21 protein-coding genes are annotated in these 23,440 nt (G+C 65.5%); 9 read left to right on the top strand and 12 right to left on the bottom strand.

Annotated elements, in window-relative coordinates:
- Positions 1–3: 3 nt before the first annotated feature.
- Entirely contained in the window at positions 4–1,812 is a 1,809-nt protein-coding gene (locus AC5RUK_RS13050; RefSeq protein WP_494152410.1) for a right-handed parallel beta-helix repeat-containing protein, read from the bottom strand.
- 188 nt (positions 1,813–2,000) lie between these two features.
- On the opposite strand from AC5RUK_RS13050, the gene AC5RUK_RS13045 reads away from it, so the two are divergent.
- Complete coding sequence (locus AC5RUK_RS13045; protein WP_494152409.1) at positions 2,001–3,134, top strand: GNAT family N-acetyltransferase; 1,134 nt, start codon at positions 2,001–2,003, stop codon at positions 3,132–3,134.
- A 109-nt stretch (positions 3,135–3,243) separates the two neighbouring features.
- Here the strand turns inward: AC5RUK_RS13045 and AC5RUK_RS13040 are convergent, their stop codons facing one another.
- The 6 genes from AC5RUK_RS13040 to AC5RUK_RS13015 form a co-directional block, all read right to left on the bottom strand.
- Positions 3,244–4,410 (bottom strand): glycosyltransferase, encoded by a 1,167-nt coding sequence (locus tag AC5RUK_RS13040; protein WP_493987999.1) that lies wholly within the window; start codon positions 4,408–4,410, stop codon positions 3,244–3,246.
- Between the two features lie 63 nt (positions 4,411–4,473).
- Entirely contained in the window at positions 4,474–5,268 is a 795-nt protein-coding gene (locus AC5RUK_RS13035; protein ID WP_494152408.1) for a PIG-L deacetylase family protein, read from the bottom strand.
- Entirely contained in the window at positions 5,265–6,722 is a 1,458-nt protein-coding gene (locus AC5RUK_RS13030) for a sugar nucleotide-binding protein (protein WP_494152407.1), read from the bottom strand. Before AC5RUK_RS13030 ends, AC5RUK_RS13035 begins: the two co-directional genes overlap by 4 nt.
- Positions 6,719–7,717, bottom strand: a complete 999-nt coding sequence (rfbB, locus tag AC5RUK_RS13025; protein ID WP_494152406.1) for a dTDP-glucose 4,6-dehydratase — start codon at positions 7,715–7,717, stop codon at positions 6,719–6,721. Before rfbB ends, AC5RUK_RS13030 begins: the two co-directional genes overlap by 4 nt.
- A 55-nt stretch (positions 7,718–7,772) precedes the next feature.
- Entirely contained in the window at positions 7,773–8,651 is an 879-nt protein-coding gene (rfbA, locus tag AC5RUK_RS13020) for a glucose-1-phosphate thymidylyltransferase RfbA (RefSeq protein WP_494152405.1), read from the bottom strand.
- 85 nt (positions 8,652–8,736) lie between these two features.
- Complete coding sequence (locus tag AC5RUK_RS13015; protein WP_494152404.1) at positions 8,737–10,380, bottom strand: RecQ family ATP-dependent DNA helicase; 1,644 nt, start codon at positions 10,378–10,380, stop codon at positions 8,737–8,739.
- 259 nt (positions 10,381–10,639) lie between these two features.
- Here AC5RUK_RS13015 and AC5RUK_RS13010 point away from each other — a divergent pair, with 259 nt between their 5' ends.
- Positions 10,640–11,956, top strand: coding sequence for a cysteine desulfurase (locus tag AC5RUK_RS13010; RefSeq protein WP_494152403.1), 1,317 nt, complete (start codon positions 10,640–10,642; stop codon positions 11,954–11,956).
- A gap of 1 nt (position 11,957) precedes the next feature.
- Positions 11,958–12,419 (top strand): Fe-S cluster assembly sulfur transfer protein SufU, encoded by a 462-nt coding sequence (gene sufU / locus AC5RUK_RS13005; RefSeq protein WP_493988006.1) that lies wholly within the window; start codon positions 11,958–11,960, stop codon positions 12,417–12,419.
- A 70-nt stretch (positions 12,420–12,489) separates the two neighbouring features.
- Here the strand turns inward: sufU and AC5RUK_RS13000 are convergent, their stop codons facing one another.
- Both AC5RUK_RS13000 and AC5RUK_RS12995 read right to left on the bottom strand, forming a co-directional pair.
- Positions 12,490–12,711 carry an SCO4848 family membrane protein gene (locus tag AC5RUK_RS13000; RefSeq protein ID WP_494108029.1) on the bottom strand — a complete coding sequence of 74 codons (222 nt, stop codon included), beginning with the start codon at positions 12,709–12,711 and terminating at the stop codon, positions 12,490–12,492.
- Positions 12,712–12,727: 16 nt separating this feature from the next.
- Positions 12,728–13,228, bottom strand: a complete 501-nt coding sequence (locus AC5RUK_RS12995; protein ID WP_493988008.1) for a DUF2505 domain-containing protein — start codon at positions 13,226–13,228, stop codon at positions 12,728–12,730.
- 135 nt (positions 13,229–13,363) lie between these two features.
- On the opposite strand from AC5RUK_RS12995, the gene mfd reads away from it, so the two are divergent.
- Positions 13,364–16,978: a transcription-repair coupling factor gene (gene mfd / locus AC5RUK_RS12990; RefSeq protein ID WP_494108028.1), complete on the top strand. Its 3,615-nt coding sequence runs from the start codon at positions 13,364–13,366 to the stop codon at positions 16,976–16,978.
- A gap of 12 nt (positions 16,979–16,990) precedes the next feature.
- Here mfd and AC5RUK_RS12985 read toward each other — a convergent pair whose 3' ends face one another.
- Complete coding sequence (locus tag AC5RUK_RS12985; protein ID WP_494108027.1) at positions 16,991–18,796, bottom strand: ABC transporter ATP-binding protein; 1,806 nt, start codon at positions 18,794–18,796, stop codon at positions 16,991–16,993.
- Between the two features lie 95 nt (positions 18,797–18,891).
- Here AC5RUK_RS12985 and AC5RUK_RS12980 point away from each other — a divergent pair, with 95 nt between their 5' ends.
- The gene (locus tag AC5RUK_RS12980) at positions 18,892–19,308 is read left to right on the top strand and encodes a MarR family winged helix-turn-helix transcriptional regulator (RefSeq protein ID WP_493988011.1); all 417 of its coding nucleotides are present in this window, start codon (positions 18,892–18,894) and stop codon (positions 19,306–19,308) included.
- Between the two features lie 7 nt (positions 19,309–19,315).
- Here the strand turns inward: AC5RUK_RS12980 and AC5RUK_RS12975 are convergent, their stop codons facing one another.
- Positions 19,316–19,582, bottom strand: a complete 267-nt coding sequence (locus AC5RUK_RS12975; protein WP_494108026.1) for a hypothetical protein — start codon at positions 19,580–19,582, stop codon at positions 19,316–19,318.
- Between the two features lie 316 nt (positions 19,583–19,898).
- Here AC5RUK_RS12975 and AC5RUK_RS12970 point away from each other — a divergent pair, with 316 nt between their 5' ends.
- Positions 19,899–20,363, top strand: a complete 465-nt coding sequence (locus tag AC5RUK_RS12970; protein WP_494108025.1) for a hypothetical protein — start codon at positions 19,899–19,901, stop codon at positions 20,361–20,363.
- On the opposite strand, the gene AC5RUK_RS12965 is transcribed toward AC5RUK_RS12970, so the two are convergent.
- Positions 20,330–21,172 (bottom strand): response regulator transcription factor, encoded by an 843-nt coding sequence (locus AC5RUK_RS12965; protein WP_494152402.1) that lies wholly within the window; start codon positions 21,170–21,172, stop codon positions 20,330–20,332. The genes AC5RUK_RS12970 and AC5RUK_RS12965 overlap by 34 nt on opposite strands.
- Before the next feature lie 378 nt (positions 21,173–21,550).
- On the opposite strand from AC5RUK_RS12965, the gene AC5RUK_RS12960 reads away from it, so the two are divergent.
- The 3 genes from AC5RUK_RS12960 (at position 21,551) to AC5RUK_RS12950 (ending at position 23,437) form a co-directional block, all read left to right on the top strand.
- On the top strand, positions 21,551–22,090 hold the full coding sequence (locus AC5RUK_RS12960; RefSeq protein ID WP_493988015.1) for an alternate-type signal peptide domain-containing protein: 540 nt from the start codon (positions 21,551–21,553) through the stop codon (positions 22,088–22,090).
- A 79-nt stretch (positions 22,091–22,169) separates the two neighbouring features.
- Positions 22,170–22,745 carry a SipW-dependent-type signal peptide-containing protein gene (locus tag AC5RUK_RS12955; RefSeq protein ID WP_493988016.1) on the top strand — a complete coding sequence of 192 codons (576 nt, stop codon included), beginning with the start codon at positions 22,170–22,172 and terminating at the stop codon, positions 22,743–22,745.
- A gap of 11 nt (positions 22,746–22,756) precedes the next feature.
- Complete coding sequence (locus tag AC5RUK_RS12950) at positions 22,757–23,437, top strand: signal peptidase I (protein ID WP_494152401.1); 681 nt, start codon at positions 22,757–22,759, stop codon at positions 23,435–23,437.
- The last annotated feature ends 3 nt before the right edge of the window (positions 23,438–23,440 follow it).

Raw genomic sequence — 23,440 nt, 5'->3', positions numbered from 1 at the left:
CGGCTACCTGGCGAAGGCGCCGAGCGAGCGCATACCGGCCGGCTGGTCTGCCAGCCTCGCGATCTCCCGAGGCAGGGGTCGGGCGACCGTGGAATCCCTGCTGGTGATCATCTTGCCCGGGCGGTAACCGGAGCCCAGCGGATTAGCACCTTCAAGATACAGGTGGTGCCGTTCCTGGCCGGTGGCTGCACTGAATTCGTCAGGGCTCGCGAACGAAGCAGACCTGCCGGAGTCCATCGCCCAGATCGCAACCGACTCCGGTGAAGCCGGCGAGACCCGATGATAGACGTTGCCCACGGCTGTTACCCTGAGCTCCTTGGCACTGTAGGTTCCGGAATAGTCCTCCACGCACAGCAGGCAGTCCGCATTGGAGCCCGGGTTGGCGATGATGTTGTTGCGCACGACAACCGGTCCGCTGATCCAAGACATGGCGGGGTCAGGGAAGGGCTGCCGCGGATCGTGTCCGGGCGTGTGCCGGTCGCTGGCACGCCTGCCGTCCTGAACGACGTTAATCGCGCGGCCGTTGGCGCTGAATGTGTTGTTCCAAACCTGCACATCGCTGGTGTTGTTGACTTTCAGTCCGTGCCCGGAGTTGCCGGCTATGACGTTGTTGACGACGGCCGCCTTGGCCGAAAGTTCCAGGGACAGTCCGTGGCCGGAGTTGTCCAGCATGTCGTTCCCATGGATGGACGCATCAAAGACCGATTCGTCCAACCACAGCCCCGGCCCGGCATTGCCACGGAATACCGAGTCACTGATCTCCACGCCGCGTGTGCGGCCGACCTTGGCCCCACCCGATACCGGCGAGGAGTTGAAGCGCTCGGTGTTGTTCTGCTCCGCCAGCAACCCGGACACCTGCAGGCCGTCGGCATATGTGGCGGCCACCCCCAGCATTCCGTTGCGTGCCACCGTGACGTTGCTTAAGGATGCTCTGCCAGCCCCGACAAACAGGCCGGTGGTCGCATTGTCGGTTATGGTCACACCGTCCAACACGGCGCCCGGAGCTTCAATAGTCACGGCCCCCATCTGCGGAACCGAGGTCGCGTACCTGCGGACCCCGACGCCGTGCAGCTCGGATCCGGCTCCCTGAACACTGAGTGCCCTGCCGAGCATGCTGGCGCGGACGACGCGGCCTTGGGGGCTGGAGCCGAGGTAGAGGCGGTCTTCGGCGTAGTCCACGTAGAAAGTGCCCGCCTCAACCTCGGACAGATTGCCTACCTGCCGCTGGGGCACGTTGTCGATCCAGATCTGGTCCGGATGCGCCGCCATGGGGTGTTTGTCGTCGACGAACTGCCAGCCCTGTGACGCCCCGTCGGGGGCGCCGCGCTTGTAGGTGGGGCTGGCGTCAAACTCGGTCGTCCAACCGTCGACTGCGTAAACGCTCCCGCTCGGGGCGAACCCTGTTACGGGCAGGCTGCCGTCCAGCCAGACCTCTTCCCGCGGGTAGGACCGGATGATGATCCTCTTGCCTGGCGGAATCGTCACGAACTCGTGATAACTTCCGGTCCGAAGCACAATGGTTTGGCCCGAGGTAGCCCTGTCCACCGCAGCCACGAGGGTACGCAGCGGCGCCTCGTAGGTTCCGGCGGCATCGTCCGAGCCCTCCGGCGAAACCACCAAGGCTCCGACGCCAACCGGGGTGGCAGCGGGGGCCTTTGCCGCAGCGGAAACGGAAGCCGGGTCCCCGCGGTCGGCGGCGGACGTGCCGAACAAGGACGCAGGCAGGCACAGCAGGCCAAGGGCCGTAACTGCAGCGGCGGCCAAATACTTCCCCGACAGCCCGCCGCGCCGCGAGGTGGAACCATCCGTCATCGCAGATCTCCCCGCTCTGGTGGGGCAGAAGTTACACAACCGTAATGCCGTTAGCCGCGGGCGGCAACCCTGTCGGCTAGACTGACCGGGCACCGGCTGACCCTCAAGAGGGCCGGCAGGCTCGAGCGCATCGACGCGGCAAGCCACGTCCTGTTGGGGCTGCGCCGCCCGGACCGAAAGGGCTGGCCATGTCCTGCTTCACAGTGCAGCGTGAGGACGACTTCGACTTTCTCAGCAGCGAGTATGAAGACCTCTATGGAAGATCCGATGCGACGCCATTTCAGCACGGCGTCTGGCTGGACCGACTGTACAACGTGCTCGCACCCGCCCGGGGAGCGGAGAAGGTCGTGGTGGCTGTCCGCCGCGACAGTGGTGACCTGGTCCTCGTCCTGCCGTTCGTCCGCCGCCGGCTGGGTCAGATCCGCCTCGTAGAGTACGCCGACTTGGGCATGGCCGACTACGCGGCTCCGGTACTCGACGAAACTGCCGGACTCCATGCCGATCCCTCGATAGCACGCCGCATCCGTGAGGCCTTGGGTCGGTTCGACCTGCTGAGGATTGAGCGCGTCGCCGACTCTCCCGATGCCCTCACCGCACTGCTGGCCGGGGCCACGAGTGCCAGGCACCTCTACAATACGCACCTGATGTCCCTCGCATCTTCCGTAGAGGAGTGGCGCGGCGGCCTGGACCCCGGCTTCGTCCGCCATCTGGACCGCAAGCACAAACGGCTACGGCCCAAGGGCGAGAAACGCCTGGTCAAGATCACCGACGTCGCCGCCGTCGACGACCTCATGCGACGCATGCAGGAATTCCGTGCCGCACGCTTTGCGGAACGCAGGGGGGTCGACTTAGTGCAGGACCCTGACTGCTTTGAGTTCTACTGTGCTGTGGTGCGGGACAGCGTCAAGACCGGCGCGCCAGGGACCCTGGCCGTGCTCGAGGTGGGCGGCGAGCCGGTTGCGATCGCCTTCGACCTGGTCGCTCCGGACCGCGACCTCTTCCTGTTGGTGGGCTATGACATGCAACGCCTGCGCAACTACTCGCTTGGCCTGCTGATCGTAGAGGAGCTTGCCAAAGACGCGATTGGGCGCGGCCAGCGGTTCTTCGACCTGACCGTCGGGGACGAATCCTACAAGGCTGACTTTGGCGCACGGCGCCGTCCGCTCTACGAAGTGCGGGTGATGGCCACCCTGCGGGGCCGTACATATGTCTTGGGCAGAAGCGCTTACCTCCGGGCCAGGCGGGTAGCCAAGAAGACCCTTGAAGCAAGGGCGCGGCGCCGTGCGGCCCGGGCCGTGAAGAACGCCTCGCACACCACGTGATATGCGCCGACGTCCGGCGGGCAGCTTGGACTCAACGCCGGACCGACAACGCCGGCCGCTGCACAAGAAGGGGCGGTAAAGGCAATCCCCTCCTCGTAGGTCCGTGTGTTCAGCGTCTGCGGCGCATGCCGGCCGTGCCGGCGACGACTTCCGCGATGCTGCGCCGGTACCGGTGCGGGGCATGGCGTTCGAGGGCGGCAGCGGCGTCGCCGGCAGCGGCGGCACGGAAACGCTCCCAGTCCACGGCTACCCGTTCCAAGGCGTCCGCCAGTGCCACGGCGTCGTCCGGCGCGGTAAACTGGGCGCTGGCATAAGGGCCGGCGGCCTCGCGCAGCCCGGGGACCGAGCTGGCTACCAGCGGCCTGCAGGCGAGCACCGCTTCCACCGCTGTGTTGCCGAACGACTCGTCCAGCCGGGAGGGAACCACCGCGGCGTCGGCGCCCGCCAGGACGTCCCAAGGGTTCGGCTGGAAGCCGTGGAAGAGGACCTCGTCCCCAAGGCCCAGCTCTTGGACCCGGCCTCGCAGCCCGTGCTCGTAGTCCTCATAGCCGGGGACCGGGGCACCGACAATAGCCAGGGTGGCGGCCACGCCGCGCTGCCGAAGCCGCGCCACCGCCTCCAGAGCCAGGTCCGCGCCCTTGCGATGCGAGAGCCGGCCCACGTAGGCCACCCGCAGGCCGCCGTTGAGGGCCGTGCGGGCGGGCGGAGGCCCTGCCGGTCCCGGCACGCCGTTGTAAACCACGCGGGCGCGGCCTCGCAGGGCCGGCAGCGCGTGTGCCAGGGTGTCTGCGGTGAAGCGGCTATTCGCCACGATCCGGTCTGCAAGCAGCAGCGGAAGCGCCATGGCGAGCTGCAACCTGCGAGGCGTATGGCTCTCGGCTTCGTGGACGTGGGCAACGGTTGGTACACGGGACAGCCAGCCGACCAGCGGCCATAGCGGGATGGTCACAGTATTCACATACAGCACGTCCGGACGATAACGGCGCATCATTCGAATTCCCGCCCAGAACCCCAAGAGGCTCTCGCCTGCCAGACGAAGCAACCCCGCCGGCGAGAGCAGGGATCGGCGCAGCACCAGGGTGGGACAGTACTCCACCAAGGCTCCGCGTCGGGTCAGCTCATCCACCAGAGGCCCCGGTCCCGGCAGCGCCACCGCTACCCGGTCTCCGCGCTCCAGCAGGGCCTGGACGGTTTCGAGCAGCACCCGGTCCGAGCCGTACAGGTCTGCGGAGGGCTGGGCCACGAGTACGCGCAGCGGATTATCGGTTGAAGTCATAGGATCCCCTCACCTGTGTGCTTCGGGACGGCGCACTGCCCGTCAATTGAGGACCAGTGCCGCTCATCGCGGCGCGAAATATGATTCCGGCGCCGCCGGAATGCGGCCGTCGGGGAACAGCGCGTCGGCTTGGGTGCGGTATTGGCGGATCCAATGTTCTTTGGCCGCAATCGCCGTGTCCCAGTGCCAGGGTTCCAACCGATATTTGGCAAGGAACGCAGCCTCCGGTTCAGAGGACTGGTTGTAGGGGAAATCGGAGTAATAGACGACCTGCTCGGGGAATGCCGTGCCCAGAGCCCTGGTCACCAAATGGTCCACATGCCTGCCGACACCGAGGGGGCAGAAAATGAGTTCGGCTTGGGTCTGCTCCATCAGCTGCCCCACCTTGCTGCCCAGCTCGGCCATGAGGTGACGGTCGCCGCGCGAGATCCGGCCCTGCACAATGTTGAATCGGTAGGTGGGGTACCGGTGCCCCAGTTCCGGCAGGAGGCGGGCCGGGAGGCCCAGGGGGCCCGGCCCGGGCTTCCGCCGACGGTAAATGGCGTCTGTCGCGCCAAAGTGCACATTCTTTACGCCCAGGTTCCGCAGCACTGTGAGGTCTTCGGCGCGGCGGGCTTCGAAGAGTGCCGCGGCGTCCTCAATGCAGGCCAGCCGCATAAAGGTGCGTGCCGATCGCGTATGCGGCGGCGGCGCTGATTCGGTAAAGATGGTCGCCACCGTCACCTCGCGACGCCCGGCCTCGGCTTGAATGAGGGCGCCGCAGGACAATATGGCGTCATCCAGATGGGGCGATAGGAAGAGCCAGGGGTTGCCCGCGCACCTCGAGTTTTCTATGCGCCGGGGGGCTGGGAGTGTCACTGGGTTGACCCTTCGGAAACGGTTAGTGGAGGCATGCCTGCCGCCAGCGGACCGGAGACGGGATCTGTACTCAAATAGTCCCGCAGCGCAGCGAAGGCCCTCGGGGGCCGGAAGCCGGCGGCTTCGATCTTCGCCAGGTCCAAGGTGCTCCGGGCCGGTCGGGGTGCGGCCGGACGGGAGCCGAGGTATTCAGCGGTGCTCACGGGGGCCACCTGCTGGGGGTCCTTGCCCAGCAAGCGATAGACTTCCGCGGCGACCTCCGCCCAGCTGGTCGCAGGACCGGAGTTGGTCAGATTGTAGGTGCCGAACGGGGCCCCGCTCTCCAACAGGTGCAGGATTCCGGAAGCGAGGTCGCGGCTGAAGGTGAGGCGTCCGCGCTGGTCGGCGACAACGGAGGGGGAGACGCCACGGGCAGCCAGCTTCGCCATCGTACGGACGAAGTTCGCGCCGTCCCCGACCACCCAGCTGGTTCGAACAATGTAATGCTGGGGGGCTGCCGCGGCGGCTGCGTCGCCGGCGGCCTTGGACTGGCCGTAGACACCAAGGGGCGAAGGCTGCTCGGTTTCCGCATGCGGCTCTTGGGATCCGTCGAACACATAGTCCGAGGAAAGGTGAACGAGCGTGAGCCGGTGTTTGATCGCCGTGGACGCCAGTCGCGACACGGCGGCAGCGTTCAGCCGCCAGGCCAGGCGGCGGCCCTCGCTGCTCTCCGCGCCCTCCACATCGGTGTAGGCGGCGGCGTTGATGATGGCGCGATAGCCGCTCCAGTCCCGCGATCGGTAGGACTCCTCGTGCGCGAGGTCGAAGTCCGTCCGGACCGCGAATTCGGCTTCCGGCAGCACCTGGCGCAGGGCCCGGCCCAACTGGCCGTCCGCCCCCAGAACCAGGATGCGCCGCGGCTTCATGGGTGCCACCGCCGGCAGGCGCGGATGGTGCAGGTCTTTTTCGGAAAGTTCGGCCTCGGCGAGCGGAATCGGCCACGGGATGGCGGCGGATTCGTCCCCTGCATTCAGGTACACGTACTCCGCCTGGGCCCCGGCGTTCCAGTGGTCATTGACCAGGTAGCTGTAGACCGTGTCCGGCTCCAGCGTTTGAAAGCCGTTGCCGACGCCGCGCGGTACGAATACCGCCTTATCCGGTCCCAGTTCAAGGCAAAACCGCCGGCCGAAGGTGGGGCCTTCGCGCAGGTCGACCCAGGCTCCGAAGATCCTGCCGGCCGCGACGGAGACATATTTGTCCCACGGCTCGGCGTGGATGCCGCGCGTGGTTCCGGCCTTGGCGTTGAAGGAGACGTTGTTCTGCACCGGGCCGAAGTCCGGAAGCCCCAGGGAAATGAGCTTTTCCCGCTGCCAGTTCTCCTTGAACCAGCCCCGGTTGTCCCCGAAGACCGGCAGGCAAACTACCAGCAGCCCTGGGATCGGAGTCTGCTCGACGGCGTGCTTTGCGGCGCTCACTGGCCGCGGCCCGCGTAGAACAGCTCAGTCGATGCTTTCGCACCGGACCAGAAACCGGGATTGTCCCGGTACCAGGCAACGGTATCTGCCAAACCGGCCTCAAGGTTCACAAACTTCGGCTCCCAGCCGAGCTCCCCGCGAAGTTTGCTGGAATCGATGGCGTAGCGCAGATCGTGACCGGCCCGGTCTGTCACCAGGTCGAAATCGTCCGAACGACGGCCGAGCAAGTCCAGCAGGATGCCCAAAACCTCGCGATTGCTGCGTTCGCCGTCGGCGCCGATGAGATAGGTTTCGCCCGGCCGTCCGTCGTCGAGGATGCGCAGTACGGCCGAGGAATGGTCCTCCACATGGATCCAGTCGCGCACGTTGCGGCCGTCCCCGTACAGCTTGGGCCGGCGGCCGGTCAGGATATTGGTGATCTGCCGGGGGATGAACTTCTCCACATGCTGGTACGGGCCGTAGTTGTTGGAACAATTGCTCAGCGTCGCGTGCACGCCGAAAGAGCGTACCCATGCACGAACCAGCAGGTCGGAGCCGGCTTTGGTCGACGAATACGGACTGGACGGATTGTACGGCGTGTGCTCGGTGAACCGTTCCGACCCGTCCAGTGGAAGATCGCCGTAGACCTCGTCCGTGGAGATGTGGTGAAACCGCGTACCGTGCCGGCGCGCAGCCTCCAGCAAGGTGTACGTCCCCATGATGTTGCTGTGCAGAAACGGCTGCGGATCCACCAGCGAATTGTCGTTGTGGGTCTCCGCCGCGAAATGCACTACGGCGTCATGATCCGCCATCAGCTGGTCAACCGCTTGTGGATCGGCCACATCGCCGTGCACCAAGCGGCAGCGGCCCACGGGCAGGCCGTCGAGGGAAGCGGCATTGGCCGCATAGCTCATGTTGTCCACTATGGTTACCTGGTCATCGGTGTGGGCCAGCACATGGCGCACAAAATTCGAACCGATGAAGCCGGCACCTCCGGTTACCAGTAGCTTTCGCATAGTTCCCGCCGGAGCTGTCCGCTCCAGGTGCGGCTCGCCGCCCGGCCAAGCTCGGTCATCGCCCATAGCGGGTGCTCTCGAGCAGGTCCAAAAGGTAAGTGCCGTAGCCACTCTTGCCCAGTGACTGGCCGTGGCCGCGGAGCTGCTCGTCGTCGATGTACTTCATCCGCCACGCGACTTCCTCGGGCGAGCCGATGGGCATGCCCTGACGGTTCGCAATGGTGCGGATGAAGTTGGAAGCATCGTTGAGGGAATCGAAGGTCCCCGTGTCCAGCCAGGCCGTGCCGCGGGGGAGGATTTTCACGGTCAGGCGCCCCTGATCCATGTAGAGCCGATTCAGATCGGTGATTTCCAGTTCCCCCCGTGCTGAGGGCCGCAAGGTCCGAGCCATCTCGACGGCGTCGTTGTCGTAGAAATACAGTCCGGGAACGGCGTAATTGCTCTTGGGCTGGCGTGGTTTTTCCTCGATGGAAATAGCCGTTCCATTTGCGTCGAATTCGACAACCCCGTAGGCGCGCGGGTCGGCTACCCAATAACCGAAGATAACGGCACCCTCGATATTCGTCATCGCCTCGAGCTGCGTCCCCAGTCCGGGACCATAAAACAAGTTGTCACCCAAAACCAAAGCGCACGAATCTGTTCCGATGTGTTGGGCACCGATAATAAAAGCCTCGGCCAGGCCGCGGGGCGCCTCCTGCTGCCGGTAGGTCAGCGACAGTCCGAACTGTGCCCCGTCGCCCAGCAGGGCTTGGAATTGGGGTGCGTCCACCGGTGTTGTGATGATCAGGATGTCCCGGATCCCTGCCAACATAAGGGTCGAAAGCGGATAGTAAATCATCGGCTTGTCGTAGACCGGCACAAGTTGTTTGCTGATACCCAGGGTAATCGGATGCAATCGTGATCCTGTCCCCCCAGCCAGAATTATCCCCCGCATAGCGTCATTTCTAGCGTGAATGACTGGCTTTGTATAGAGGTGTCGGAGAATAAAATGCTTTGGAAGCGGGGGAGACTGCTGACGCCTACTTCAACAGGCCCTCGTCCGCCTCGATGGCCGAAAGGGCGATGTCCTTGTAGCCAACCGATTCGAACAGGATCGTGATGCGGTCGGGCTGGGTGCCCATGACGATGCCGGGCCCCCACTCGCGGTGCTTCACCGGGCGCTGGATCACATAACCCGCCGGCATTGCCGCCTCCCGGGCTTCGGCCGCAGCCTCGGACCCCGCCTCGCAGTTGTCGCAATTGCCGCAGTAGCCGTCCGTCTCTTCGCCGAAGTAGTTCAGCAGCCAGTCGCGCCGGCAGTGATCCGTCTCGGCGTAGCCGCGGGCCATTTCGATCCGGGACTCGTCGATCCGGTGCCGCGCATTGGCTTCCGCCAGCGCACTTTCCGCAGCCGACGCCGGGTCCGCGCCGCCGACCGCCCGGTAGCCCTTGCGGTTCACGGTGATGCTGCCGCCGTGCTCCAGGAAGTTGAGCAGACGGGACTGTTTCCGCTGCGACAGGCCGGTGTGTTCGCGCAGCGCGGCGGGCCGGAGCGGCCCGTGTTCCCGGACGGCGCTGAAGACACCTGCGAGCTCGTCCGGGTCTGGGGCGCCGCCGGCGAAAAAACGCTGCAGGCCCAGGTCCTCCGACCGGTAATGCAAAATGGCCCGCGCCGGTTCACCGTCCCGTCCCGCGCGGCCGATCTCCTGGTAGTAACTGTCCAGCGAATCCGGGATGTCCGCGTGAACCACGAACCGCACATCCGGCTTGTCGATCCCCATGCCGAAGGCGGAGGTAGCCACGACCACGTCCACCCCGTTCTCCTGGAAACGCTCGTGGATCGCCTCCCGGTCCGCCGCCTTCCGGCCTGCGTGGTAGGCGTCCGTCCGCAGGCCGCGCTCGGCCAACTCGGCGGCGTATCTCTCGGTGTCCCTGCGGGTGGCCGTGTATAACAGGCCGGGCCCGCCAAGTTCGGCCACCTGGTCCACCACGGCCCGCCGCTTGCCGCCGTCCTCGTGATGCCGCAGGACCTGGAGGTTCAGGTTCGGCCGGTCGAAACCCTGCACGTTGATGAACGGGTCGCGCATGCCCAGCCGGTCGACGATCTCCGTCCTCGTGTGCGGTGATGCGGTGGCCGTCAGCGCGACGACCGTCGGGTGCCCCAACCGCTTCACCACCGAGGTCAGCATCAGGTAGTCGGGTCGGAAATCGTGTCCCCAAGACGAGATGCAGTGCGCCTCGTCGACCACGAGCAGCGAGATGTCCTGTTCCGCCAACCGCCGCAGGGTCTCTTCACGGGCCAATTGTTCCGGCGCCAGGAAAAGGAACTTCGCCTCGCCGCTGGCCATCGCGTCCCACGCCGCCCGTTCCGCGGACGCCCTCAGCTGCGAATTCACCGCGAAGGCCCGCTGTGCGCCCAGATCGCCGTTAATGGCATCCACCTGGTCGTACTGCAGCGCAATCAACGGAGAAATAACGACGGCGGTGCCCGGCAACGCGACGCCGGGAACCTGATAGATGGCGGACTTTCCGTGACCCGATGGCATCACGGCCAGGACGTCCTCACCGCGGGCGGCCGCAGCCATGGCGTCCAACTGCCCTTCGCGAAGGACGTCCCAGCCGAAAGCTTCTTCGGCCACCCTGCGCAATTCGCCGTGGTCGGGCGTCTGGGAATGATCTGGCATCAGGCTCCTGGAAGGTCGGGTCAATGACGTGGTGTTTAGTCTCGTTTCTAACCAATCCGCAGGACTTTGTATATAGCCGGTCAGGGCGGCCAAGCGGCCGTCCTGCCGTCGTTCGGGGTCCGCGAGGCCTGCGGGTAAGGCATGGCTCAGGTGACCCCGCACCCGGTGAAGTGGGATGATTAGCGCAGACTTGTCTTGCGTATTGTCGGCCAATAGCGGGACAAACTGGTTCCAACCATCGATCCAAGGAGCACCCCAGGTGTCTGTGGTATCCACTCCCGCAACCCTCAAGCATGCCGCCGGCATGATCGACAACGCCGAGGCACGGCGCATCCGCAACGACTTCCCGATCCTCGACCAGCAGGTGAACGGCTCGCCGCTGGTCTACCTGGATTCGGGCGCAACGTCGCAGAATCCGCTCTCCGTGCTGGAGGCGGAGCAGGAGTACTACGAACAGCGCAACGCCGCCGTCCACCGCGGCGCACACATGTTGGCGGTCTCCGCCACCGATGCCTTCGAGAACGCGCGGGAAACCGTCGCCGGCTTCATCAATGCCGGCATCGACGAAGTGGTCTGGACCTCCAACGCCACCGAAGCCATCAACCTGGTCGCCTATGCCCTTTCCAACGCCAGTGCCGGCCGCGGCGGGGAGGCCGCGTCGCGTTTTGCGCTGGGGCCCGGCGACGAGCTGGTGGTTACCGAGATGGAGCACCACGCCAACCTCATCCCCTGGCAGGAGCTCGCCTTCCGCACCGGCGCCACGTTGCGCTTCATCCCGGTGGACGACGCCGGTGCGCTGCGCCTCGACGAGGCAGCGCAGGTCATCGGTCCGCGCACCAAGGTGGTGGCGTTCACCCATGCCTCCAATGTGCTGGGGACCATCAACCCGGTGGAGGCCCTGGTGAGGCTCGCCCGGGAGGCGGGCGCCGTCGTCGTGCTCGATGCCTGCCAGTCGGTGCCGCACATGGCCGTGGACGTCAAGTCCCTGGACGTGGACTTCGCTGCCTTCTCCGGGCACAAGATGCTGGGCCCCACCGGCATCGGCGTGCTGTACGGGAAGGCGGAGCTGCTCAACGCCATGCCGCCGTTCCTGACCGGCGGTTCCATGATCACGACCGTGACCATGGAGCAGGCCGAGTACCTGCCGTCCCCGCAACGCTTCGAAGCCGGGACCCAACGCATCTCGCAGGCCGTGGCCTTGGCCGCGGCGGTCGACTACCTCCAGGAGACCGGCATGGACCGGATCCATGCCTGGGAGGCGGAACTGGGCCAGCGGCTGGTGGCCGGGCTTGAGGCCATCGACGGTGTCCGGGTGCTCGGCCCGGCTGCCGGCGCCGAACGGATCGGGCTGGCCGCCTTCGATGTCGAGGGCGTCCATGCCCACGACGTCGGCCAGTTCCTGGACGACAAGGGCATCGCCGTGCGCGTCGGCCACCACTGCGCGCAGCCGCTGCACCGGCGGCTCGGCCTGGTGGCCACCACCCGCGTCAGCACCTATCTGTACAACACCACGGACGACGTCGACGCCTTCCTGGAGGCCGTCGCCGGGGTCCGCCCGTTCTTTGGAGTTAACTGACGTGAGTGCTGAACTGCAGCAGCTGTACCAGCAGATCATCCTGGAGCACGCCAAGAAACGGCACGGGGCGCCCCTGGCGGATCCGCCGCCCGGCGACAAGTCGGGCGAGTCGCACATGCTCAATCCCACCTGCGGCGACGAAATCACGCTGCGGGCCGCCGTACACGAGGACGGCGCTGCAACCATGCTCTCCGGCGTCAGCTGGGACGGCCAAGGCTGCTCCATCTCGATGGCCTCCGCGTCGGTGCTGAGCGATTTGGCGCAAGGCATGGAGCGGGAGGAGCTGCTGAAGGTGGTGGACAACTTCCGTGAGTTGATGCGCTCGCGCGGGAGTGTCGAGGCCGACGAAGAAATCCTCGGAGATGCGGCCGCGTTCTCCGGCGTCTCCCGGTACCCGGCGCGGGTTAAGTGCGCCATGCTCGCGTGGGTGGCGCTGGAGGAAGCCTTGCTGGCGGCGAACTGACCGGACGCAAAAGGGGCCCGGCAGCGCAGTAGCGCGGCCCGGCCCCTCCTTTGGCTTGCTGGCTTGGTGCCTAGCCCGCCAGTCCGCGGGCACCGATCACCAGCGTGGCGATGCCCAGGATCATGGAGGTGGTCGCCTTCATGAACTCCATGGTGAAGTAGCGGGTCATCGCACCCTTCTGGTCCTTGGAGCGCGGATCCTTTGACACCCGGACAAGATGCGGTGCCCAGACAAGCAAAGGCCAGACGCCGGCAAGGATCAGTACCCAGGCCAGGGCAGCCGGAATATTCACAGCAGGGGCTCCCGGATCAGACGCGGCCGGACAGCCAGGCCTCGGCCTGCTGCGCCTGGATGTTCAAAGCCTTACCGAGCATCGGCTCGGCGGCGGCGGCGATCTTGCCGCCCAGGAACGGAATGGAAGACTTCACGTCTCCGCTGAGGTCCACTCGGGTGGAGTCTCCGTCAGCAACGAGCTGCTGGACCGCGTTGACGTCCACAGGGGCGCCGGCCACCTTCATGCTGACGTCAGCAGTGCGGGAACCGTCGGCCGCCGGCGCCTGCCACCGTTCCGTTTGGGTGACGGTGAGCGAGTCGCCCAGCATCTTCTTCGCGATCTCCGGCAGCCTAGCGCTGGGAACCTTGCGGACGACGGTCAGCGTGAAGGCGCCCGATACATCGCCGTCGCGCTGCACGGACTCCAACGTGCCGCCGACCAACTCGCTGATGTGGCGCAGGAACGCCTCGTCGGTGAAGGCCTCGGTGACCTTGGCTGCTGGGTAGGGAAGGGTGGTGGAAGCGCTGAGCGCCATGAAGACTCCCGGATTCTCGGAACTGGTTGGGCCAGCACCCATCCTACTGTGCGCGGTAAAGTTGGTCCCTGACCCTCAGTTGCGCCGAACTGGGGGGTATTCGTGTTGCGCCCGACCGGAAGAAGATGGAACACAATGAGCCTGAACGGACTGCGCACAGCCCTCGCCCAGGACGAATCGTTCGCAAAGGTACGGCTGCAGTCGGCCCGGCCCGTGGCAGAACGCAGCGAGGATCTGCAAATTGGCGCGCCGCCCGGCCTGCGGGCAGCGTTGCTGGCCGAGATGGTGCAGGGGTTGGAGGCGGGCGCCGGCCAGGGGGCCGCGCAAGGTGACGTACCCGGGGCCGGCGTCGTGCTGGCGGTGACGGCGACGGGACGCGAGACCGAAGACCTGGCGGCGGCGCTGCGCAGCTATCTGCCGGATGAGTCGATCGAGGAGTTCCCCAGTTGGGAGACGTTGCCCCACGAGCGCCTCTCGCCGCGGTCGGACACGGTGGGGCGCAGGCTATCGGTGTTGCGCAGGCTGAAGCACGACGACGGGGCGGCGCCGTTGCGGGTGGTCGTGGCGCCGGTGCGTGCGGTGCTTCAGCCGCTCGTACAGGGGCTGGGGGATTTGCAGCCTGTTTCGCTGACGGTCGGCGACGAGGTCACCTTCACCGACGTGGTCCGGCGGTTGTCCGAAGCTGCCTACGCCCGGGTGGACATGGTCAGCCGGCGCGGCGAGTTTGCGGTCCGCGGCGGGATCCTGGATGTCTTCTCGCCCACCGACGACCACCCCGTCCGGATCGAGTTCTTCGGCGACGAGGTCGAATCGATGCGCTGGTTCGCCGTTGCGGACCAGCGTTCCCTGGCCGGCGAGAACGTCAAGCACCCGGCCCAGCTGTACGCCCCGCCGTGCCGGGAGCTGCTGATCACGCCCTCGGTCATGAGCCGCGCCGCAAAGCTGAAGGGCCAGATGCCGGCGGCGGCTGACATGCTGGAGAAGATCGCCGGGGGCGTCGCCGTCGAAGGCATGGAATCGCTGTCGCCGGTGCTGGTGGACGCCATGGTGCCGTTCATCGGGGAGCTGCCGCCCGGATCCATCGCCGTCGTCATTGAGCCGGAAAAAGTGCGCGGCCGCGCACACGACTTGGAAACGACGAACGACGAGTTCCTGGCGGCCGCGTGGGCGACGGCGTCGGAGGGCGGGGATGCGCCGCTGGACCTGGCGCTGCAAGGGGACCTGGAGCAGGCCGGCTTCCGTTCGCTGGCGGACACCCGGGCGACGGCCGGAGAACGGCAGGTGTCCTGGTGGTCCATCACCTCGTTCAACCCCGACGACGAAACCGTCCTGGACATCGACACGCTGACCATCGCCGCCAGGGAGCCGAGGGGCTACCAGGGCGATGTGGCCGAAATGATGGAGTTCATCGGTTCCCGCGTGCGCGACCAATGGCGTGTGGTCGTGGCGACCGAAGGCCCGGGCCCCGCCGCCCGCATGGCCGAACTCTTCCACGATGCCCAGATCCCGGCCTCCCGCGTCGAATCGCTGGAGAGCGAACCGCAGCCCGGGATCATCGAAATCACCACCGCGAGCACCGGCAAGGGGTTTGTATTCGACGGGCTGAAGCTGGGCCTGCTGACAGAAGCCGACCTGCTGGGCCGGGCCACCGCGCGCTCCACCAAGGACATGGGCAAGATGCCGTCGCGGCGGCGCAACGCGGTGGACCCGCTGCAGTTGACCGAGGGCGACTTTGTGGTGCATGAGCAGCACGGCGTGGGGAAGTTCGTGGAATTGGTGCAGCGGTCCACCGGCGCCGGGCCCACCAAGGCGATGCGTGAGTACCTGGTGCTGGAATACGCCCCGGCCAAGCGCGGTGCACCGGGGGACCGGCTGTTCGTGCCGACGGACCAGTTGGACCAGGTGACCCGCTACGTCGGCGGAGATGCCCCGGCCCTGTCGAAGATGGGCGGCTCCGATTGGGCAAAGACCAAGAGCCAGGCCCGCAAGGCGGTCAAGGAGATTGCCGGGGAACTGATCCGGCTGTATTCGGCCCGGATGGCCTCCCGGGGGCACGCCTTCGGACCGGACACCCCGTGGCAGCGCGAGCTGGAAGAGGCCTTCCCCTACATCGAAACGCCCGACCAGCTGACCACCATCAACGAGGTCAAGGCGGACATGGAGCGCGAAGTCCCGATGGACCGGCTGGTCTCGGGCGACGTGGGCTACGGCAAGACCGAGATCGCGGTGCGGGCCGCGTTCAAGGCGGTCCAGGATGGCAAGCAGGTTGCTGTCCTGGTTCCCACCACCTTGCTGTCCCAGCAGCACTTCGAGACGTTCAGCGAACGCTTCTCCGGGTTTCCGGTCAGGGTCAAGGCGTTGTCCCGCTTCCAGACCTCCAAGGAAGCCAAGGACACGATGGAAGGGATCAGGAACGGCAGCATCGACGTCGTCATCGGAACGCACCGGCTGCTGTCCAAGGAGGTCCAGTTCAAGGACGTGGGCCTGGTCATCGTGGACGAGGAGCAGCGCTTCGGCGTCGAGCACAAGGAAGCGTTGAAGAAGATGCGGACCAACGTGGACGTCCTGGCCATGTCCGCGACACCCATCCCGCGGACGCTGGAGATGTCGCTGACCGGCATCCGCGAGACCTCCACCCTGGCCACGCCGCCGGAGGAGCGCCATCCGGTGCTGACCTATGTTGGCCCCTACACGGACAAGCAGACAACGGCGGCTATCCGGCGCGAGCTGATGCGCGAAGGACAGGTCTTTTTCGTACACAACCGGGTGTCGTCGATCGAGCGGCAGGCGGCACGGATCCGGGAACTGGTCCCCGAGGCGCGGGTGGAGGTGGCGCACGGGCAGATGAGCGAGTCGCGGCTGGAGCAGATCATTATCGACTTCTGGGAGAAGCGCTTTGACGTCCTGGTCTGCACCACCATCATCGAGACCGGGCTGGATATCTCCAACGCGAATACCCTGATCGTCGACCGGGCGGACCGGTACGGCCTCTCACAGCTGCACCAGCTGCGCGGGCGGGTGGGCCGCGGCCGGGAACGGGCGTACGCCTACTTCCTGTTCGACGCAGAGAAACCGCTGGGCGAAGTGGCCCTGGAGCGGCTGAAGGCCGTGGCTGCGCACAACGAACTGGGCGCCGGCATGCAGCTGGCCCTGAAGGACCTGGAGATCCGCGGCGCGGGCAACCTGCTGGGCGGAGAACAGTCCGGGCACATTGCCGGCGTCGGTTTTGATCTTTACATCCGGCTGGTCGGCGAGGCGGTGGCGGATTTCCGCGGCGAATCCGAGCAGAAGGTCGCCGAGATGAAGATCGAACTGCCCGTCAACGCGCACCTGCCGCACGATTACGTGCCGGGGGAGCGGCTGCGGTTGGAGGCGTACCGGAAGCTGGCGCAGGCAACTACCAGCGAAGCCATCGACGAAGTGGTGGCCGAGCTGGCCGACCGCTACGGCGAGCTGCCGGAGCCCGTGCGCAATCTCGTGGCAGTGGCGCGCTTCCGGGTCGAGGCCCGCGCTGCCGGGCTGACCGATGTGGCGGTGCAGGGCAACTTCATCAAGTTCGCGCCCGCGGCACTGCCGGAGTCCAAGGTGATGCGGCTGAACCGGATGTATCCGGGATCGCAGGTGAAGCCGGCGCTGGACTTCATCCTCGTCCCCAAGCCCAAGACCGCTCGGATCGGTGGCAAGGACCTGGCCGACTTGGCCATCCTTGAATGGGCGCAGGGCGTCATCGACGCGGTGTTCAAGGAGTAACGGCGCGTGCGCCTAGGCTGCCAGCGCCGCGTACCGGCCGTCGGCGTCGAGCAGGGACTCGTGCGTTCCTCGTTCGACGATCCGCCCGGCCTCGAGGACGGCGATCTGGTCGGCATTCCGGACAGTCGAGAGCCGGTGGGCAATGGTGATGGTGGTGCGGCCGGCGGCCAACCGGTCGAAGGCCTGCTGGACCGCGTGTTCGGTCTGGGTATCCAGGGCACTGGTTGCCTCGTCCAGCACCAGCACCGGGGGATTGCGCAGCAGGGTCCGGGCAATGGCAATGCGTTGCTTCTCTCCGCCGGAGAACCGGTGCCCGCGTGAGCCGACGACGGTGTCGTAACCGTCGGGCAATGCCGCGATGTGGTCGTGGATCTGTGCGTCCCGTGCGGCCTGCTCGATGTCGGCATCGCTGGCATCCGGCTTGGCATAGCGGAGGTTTTCGCGGACCGTGGTGTGAAGCAGGTAGGTGTCTTGGCTGACCACTCCCACGATGGACGCCAGATCGGCCAGGCGCAGGGAGCGGAGGTCCACGCCGTCGATGGTGACGCGACCCTCCGTCGGATCCTGCAGGCGGGCCACCAGGGAGGCCAGGCTGCTCTTTCCGGATCCGGTCGGGCCCACCAAGGCCAGGGTGGAACCGGCGGGGACGGCAAGGTTTACATGCTCGATGGCTGGTGTCTCGCTGTCCGGATAGCTAAAGCTGACGTTCTCGAACCGGACATGCCCCGCTACCTTCGACAGATCCACCGGGGTGGGGGAGGCCGGCTCCGCGATTTCCACCGGCAGGTCCAGATACTCGAAGATCCGGGCGAAGAGCGCCAGCGAGCTGGTGACGGTGATCGTCACGTTCAGCAGTCCGAGCAACGGCCGGAAGAGGCCGCCTTGCAGTGCCGTGAACGCCACCACCGTGCCGATGCTGATGTTCCCTGCGGCCCCCGGAAGGCCGGCGGCGAAGTAGATGACGGCGGGTACGGCGGCAAAGATGATGCTCATGGTGGCCATCCGCCAGCGCCCGGCCAGTTCGGAACGAAGTTCCAGGTCGGTCAGCCGCTCCGACGAGGCAGAAAACCGGTTGGCCAGGTCGTCTCCGGTGCCCAGGGTTTTGCTCAGCTGGATTCCGCTGACCGAGAGCGATTCTTCGATGGTCACATTCATGTCGGCCAGTTCCCGCTGGCGGCGGGCTGTCAACTCCCGCCGCACCTTGGCCACCTTGCGGGTCAGCACAATGGCCGGCGGCATGACCAACAGCGAGATCAGCGACAGCTGCCAGGACAGCGCGGCCATGGCCACTGCCGTGGCGACAACCGTGGTCAGGTTGGTGGCGATGCCTGTTGCGGTCGAGGTGACGACCGACTGCATGCCACCGATGTCGTGTGTGATGCGGGACTGGATTTCCCCACTCCGTGTCCGCGTGAAGAAGCCGACGGACTGGCGCTGCAGGTGCGCAAAGACCTCGGTCCGCAGGCTGTGCATCACGCGTTGGCCCACCCGCGTTGCGATCCAGGTCTGCAAGACGCCGAACAGGGCCGTGACGGCAGCGACGGCCAGCATCCCTGCGGTCAGCCAGGCCAGCAGCGGGAGCTGCTGGCGGGGCAGGGCCGTGTCGATCACGGCGCGCAGGAGGAACGGCGAGGCCATGGCGGCGGCGGAGGACGCGATGATGATGCCGGTAACGAGGGCCAGTTCTCCCCGGTAGGGGCGGAAAAGGGCGGCGATCCGCTTCAGCGGTACGTGCCGGGCTTGTTCTCTTTCTGCGGCCGTCGGCTCCCTTACGGGACCGCGGCCGGGGGTTATTCCGAAGGTTTCCGTCGGAACCACCTCGATCCGTGATGAAGGGGGCAACGTGCGCCGCCCGCATTGCTGAGGTTGCCTCAATATGAGGTTACAACAGGGAAACTTGGTAGCCTATTCCCGTGGCAGACGAAAGTTTACTGGATGCGTTCTGGGCCGTGTCGCGTCAACTCAGGAGGGGCACCCGGGAGGGAATGGCCCCGCTCGGCGTCGCCCCGTCACAAGCGAGGGCGCTGCGCGTGCTCCGCCAGCACGGCCCGCTGCGTTTGGGCGAACTTTCCGAGCGCCTTCGGATAGCGCCGCGATCGGCGACCGACATCGTCGATGGCCTGCAGGAGAGGGGCTGGTGCTTGCGGGAGCCTGATCCGGCCGACCGCAGGGCCACGGTGGTCGGCCTGACCGAGGCTGGGCGGGAGATAGGAAAGGCCATCCGGGAAGTCCAAGTGAAGCATGCGGAACAGTACTTTGGCGTCCTGTCTGCAGCGGAACGCTCCCAGCTTTCTTCCCTCTTGGCCAAGCTCACGTCGGCGGAGGACTAAGGCGGGCCTACCGCAAGAACGCGAACCACAAGGCGGCCAGCGCACCAAGCACGACGACGGTGCTCACCACCCAGGCGGTCTTGACCGTCTTTTGGGGTGCTTTGGAACGCTGCGCGGCACGGGAGGAGCCGGTTTTCGGCTTCTCGATACGAACATACTTCGTAGGCCCGGCCGCTTGCCCGGCCGCAGGGGCCACTACTTGGATGAGGCCGGTGCGCAACTCCCGTCGGGCCGGATACGGGTCGCCGGACGGCTTGGCCACGAGAGGAGTCACTGGAATCATGCCCGTTGGGGGCGCAGGGTCGGCTGCCCCCGTGCGAACGTCGCGCCGGCTCGGCAGTTTGGTGTCTTGGGCAGGAGTGGGCATTAACTGGCCTTTCAGCCATCAGGAACGGGTGTTGTACGCACAGACGTGGCATAGCCATCTTAGGTAGCCGGCGCCGGAATCGCGCCATCCAGCCGGGTCGTGTCGTGAAGCCCGGCACGGGGCGCCCCGGCGTCAACGGTCGCCGCTTCATTCAGCTTTCCTTTGGCCGATCTTCGGCCCGCGCCGCCCGGCTTCCTGAGCTGCCAAGGCCAGACTGGCAGCTATGAGTTTTCCTCCCCAGCACGATGTACAGGAGACGGACCAAGGCAAACACGCAGTGTCCCTCGTCCTGGCTGCCTGCGCACTACCGGTGGTCTCGGTGCCGGTACTGCAGGCCTTGGCGAGGGACCTGAGGGATGAAGACGCCTGCCGGCGGTTCGTGGCCGACTACATTGACATGTGGGATGTTCGGAGAACGCGGCTGGTACAAGCGGTCCTGGAACAGGACGTGAACAAGGTCATGGATGTTTCCCTGAGCATCAAGACCGCCAGCAGCGTGGCAGGGGCACTGCGGCTGTCGTTCATGGGCCGGCAGGTTCAAATCCTGGCCGTCGAAGTCGCGGAGGGGAACCGGCAAGCGTTCGCGACGGCACGGGATCTGCTTGACCCGATCGGAAGGTGCGGCGACGAGACGATGCAGCGCCTTGCTGCGGATTACCTGGCGACGGACAATGGGGCCATCCTGTAACCGAATCCGCGAACGGTCTCCAGCCACCGCGGCGAACGCGGATCATCTCCGAGTTTGCGGCGCAGGTTGGCCATGTGGACCTCGACGGCGCGTTCGTCCGCCTCCGAAACAAATGAGCCGGTATCAAACTCCTCAAACCGCAGGCGCCGCACCAGGTCCTGCTTGCTGCGGACGTTCCGGCCGCCGTCCATGAGGGTCAGCAACAATTCGAATTCCGTTCGGGTCAACTCCACGGCTGCCGCGTCCACGGTTACCGTACGTGTCGGATAGTCCAACGAAAGGCCGTTGTGGTCGTAGGTGCCGAGCGCAACCGCTTCGGCGCCACCGCCGTCGCTCCCTCCGGCAGTCCGCGGGGCAGGATGGGAGGGGGACGCGGGCTGCCCGGCAGCGGCAGGTGTTAATTTGGCCGCGGGGGGCTGCGTCGACAGCGGGCCGGTATTGCGGGAACGGCGGAGCATGGCCGACACCCGGGCCCGCAGTTCGAACGGTCGGAACGGTTTGTTGATGTAATCGTCCGCGCCCGACTTGAATCCCAGCACCGTATCGATTTCATTCGACCTCGCCGTGAGCATGAGTATGTAGGCATCGCTGAAAATGCGGATCTGCCGTGCGGCCTCAAACCCGTCAAAGTCCGGCAGCCCCACGTCCAGGGTCACGATACTGGGACAGTAATCCCTCACCGCAGCTACACCCTCCTGGCCACTGGCAGCAGAATGAACCGAGAACCCGGACTGGGCGAGAACACTACTGATGAGCCGCCGGATGTCTTCGTCATTCTCTATGACGACGGCTACTTGCGGAGTGTCCATCTATCCCAATTTCTTGTGTGTCCTGCCGAATCCTGGCGTGCAGCCGACAGACCGCTTGAGCCGATTTGCGGGCGTCTCTGGAGAGTCCTCTTAGCTACGATGCACTGCTCTTGTGCAACGTTCAACCTTTCAAGCCCCGTACTGTCTCACAGTCGGTAAAACACACGCGTGGACCTTGTTCCGTCGTCGGCAGCGTGTTCCGTTTTGCTCCTGCGTCCTCATCTTGAGGTTAGAGCGGATTCTTAAGGTTCCCACGGCCGTCACGCCACTAATTTCGAGAACCTTCAGCACATTCAACGGTTCATCTTTGGCCGGGCCGATGACAGTTGAAGTTGCGGGAGGAACGTCCTACCGGGTCAGCACAGCATGAGGTCAAAGATGAACAAGATGGTTAAGGGCACTATCGCGATCGGCGCGGGCGCACTGTTGCTCCTCGGTGGCGGCGGAACACTGGCGGCATGGAATGCGGGCCAGACCGCACAAATGGGCACAATCCAGGCCGGTAACCTCAACCTGACAGCAGAGCAGGGTATCTGGACGAGCAATCTGATGGACGCCCCCGTGGATCTCACAACCCACAGAATCATTCCCGGCGAGACTCTGACTTACAAGCAAAACCTGGACGTTGTTCTTGAGGGCAACGCCATCAAGGCGAAACTCAGCGTGGACGGGAAAAACGGGAAGAACGTTCTCGACGCAGCCTTCGTCGACGGAACGATCAGTAAGCCGGAAGTCACCCTGGCCAAGGAAGGCGTTGACCTAACCAACGTCCTCTCCAAATCGGTCGAGGGCATCACAGCGTCCGTGAGTTTTACCTTCAACGCGGACACCGCACAGAGGCAGAGCGTGAACGCGAAGTATGACTTCAGCAACGTGGCATTCAAGCTTGAGCAGGTTACGCCTACGCCCGTGAGGTAGCGGAGACAGTTGCCTCGTTTTGACAGTCAGCAGGCCCGCTGGGCGTCGGCTCCAGCCAGTGGGAGGCAGGGGGAGTTGGATGCGGCGTTTTGCGACGGCAGCGGCGCTGATGTCAGGTGCGGTTTTTCTGGGTATGCTCGCCGTTCAAGGCACGTATGCCCTCTGGAATGCCAGCGTATCGGCCGATGCCGGCACCGTTCAGGCTGCCGACTTCACAGTCGCCCTCAGCGGGGACGGAAGCCGGCACATGGAAATGACGCTGGCCAACGGTGCTCCGGCGACGCTTGCAATGTCCACGAAACCAGCGGGCGCCGTGCTGCCCGGCGGCACTGTATATGCCGGCGTCCTCATGACGAACGAGACCAATGCCACTGCCGATTTCGCCATTGAGGCGAAGGTGGCAGTAGCGCCGATTATCGAATCGCAGGAGCTGGGTAGATTCCTCAAAATCACGTCCGCAGCCGCTGGGGATCTCGCCTCCTGCTCGAACCCTGCCCTTTTTGGTGCCGACCCGGATGCGCTCCCTTCGTTCCGCTTGGCAAAGGGGCAAGCGCGCGCCTTTTGTTTCCAGGTGGAACTCGCCGATGACGTACCAGCCTCCCTGGAGGGTTCGTCTACAGCGATTTCCATTCCGTTGTCTGCGGCTCAGATGTGAGAGAGAAGCTCATGCATGTTGTTCGCCTGATAGGCAGGGGACTTGCCTACCTGGCCTTCCTGACGGTCACCCTGGCAGCACTGGTGCTGGTCGTTATACCTCTGGTTACCGGGTCCCAGACATACACGGTGCTGACGAACTCCATGGCGCCCAAATACGCGCCCGGCACGTTTCTGGTGGTGAAGCCTGTCCCATTCGAAGAGCTGCGTGCCGGCGACATCATTACTTATCAGGTGGAATCCAACCGCCCCGTCGTTATCACCCACCGCGTCACCGCGATCATCTCGGCCCAGGACGGAGAGCGGCTGCTGGTGACCAAGGGGGATAACAACTCCCTGGAAGACGAGATGCCCGTCATGGAAGTGCAGGTTCGCGGCAAACTGTTCTATGCCGTGCCCGCGGTCGGCTTTGTTGCCAACGCCCTGGGACAAGGCGGGCGAGGCAGCCTGGTGCAGCTTGCAGCCCTCGCGCTCATTGCGTATGGCAGCTTTGCCGTGATTCGTGGACTCCGCCAGCGGAGGCAACAAGGCAGCTCAGGTGCCGTCGCCGGGGTCCCGTCCAGTCCGGCAGGAGGGGATAAGGAGGAGCCGGCGACGGATGCCCGGGACGACATCTGCGCCCGCACCACTCCCGGGCCGCAGACGGAAGTGCTGCCGACCCGCCGTTCGCTCAGGGAACAGAACAGGATTTAGCGC

Source organism: Arthrobacter sp. Y3223065 (genome assembly GCF_059090885.1).
Note: the sequence above shows the minus strand (reverse complement) of the source record. Positions and strands in the feature narration are given on the sequence as shown.

Bases quoted from the DNA above. Each gene is read 5' to 3' on its own strand.
- rfbA (WP_494152405.1), bottom strand. From the start codon at position 8,651: ATGCGGGGGATAATTCTGGCTGGGGGGACAGGATCACGATTGCATCCG.
- AC5RUK_RS13040 (WP_493987999.1), bottom strand. From the start codon at position 4,410: ATGACTTCAACCGATAATCCGCTGCGCGTACTCGTGGCCCAGCCCTCC.
- AC5RUK_RS12965 (WP_494152402.1), bottom strand. From the start codon at position 21,172: ATGGACACTCCGCAAGTAGCCGTCGTCATAGAGAATGACGAAGACATC.
- AC5RUK_RS12995 (WP_493988008.1), bottom strand. From the start codon at position 13,228: ATGGCGCTCAGCGCTTCCACCACCCTTCCCTACCCAGCAGCCAAGGTC.
- AC5RUK_RS13045 (WP_494152409.1), top strand. From the start codon at position 2,001: ATGTCCTGCTTCACAGTGCAGCGTGAGGACGACTTCGACTTTCTCAGC.
- rfbB (WP_494152406.1), bottom strand. From the start codon at position 7,717: ATGCGAAAGCTACTGGTAACCGGAGGTGCCGGCTTCATCGGTTCGAAT.
- AC5RUK_RS12955 (WP_493988016.1), top strand. From the start codon at position 22,170: ATGCGGCGTTTTGCGACGGCAGCGGCGCTGATGTCAGGTGCGGTTTTT.
- AC5RUK_RS12950 (WP_494152401.1), top strand. From the start codon at position 22,757: ATGCATGTTGTTCGCCTGATAGGCAGGGGACTTGCCTACCTGGCCTTC.
- AC5RUK_RS12960 (WP_493988015.1), top strand. From the start codon at position 21,551: ATGAACAAGATGGTTAAGGGCACTATCGCGATCGGCGCGGGCGCACTG.
- AC5RUK_RS12970 (WP_494108025.1), top strand. From the start codon at position 19,899: ATGAGTTTTCCTCCCCAGCACGATGTACAGGAGACGGACCAAGGCAAA.
- AC5RUK_RS13050 (WP_494152410.1), bottom strand. From the start codon at position 1,812: ATGACGGATGGTTCCACCTCGCGGCGCGGCGGGCTGTCGGGGAAGTAT.
- AC5RUK_RS13015 (WP_494152404.1), bottom strand. From the start codon at position 10,380: ATGCCAGATCATTCCCAGACGCCCGACCACGGCGAATTGCGCAGGGTG.
- mfd (WP_494108028.1), top strand. From the start codon at position 13,364: ATGAGCCTGAACGGACTGCGCACAGCCCTCGCCCAGGACGAATCGTTC.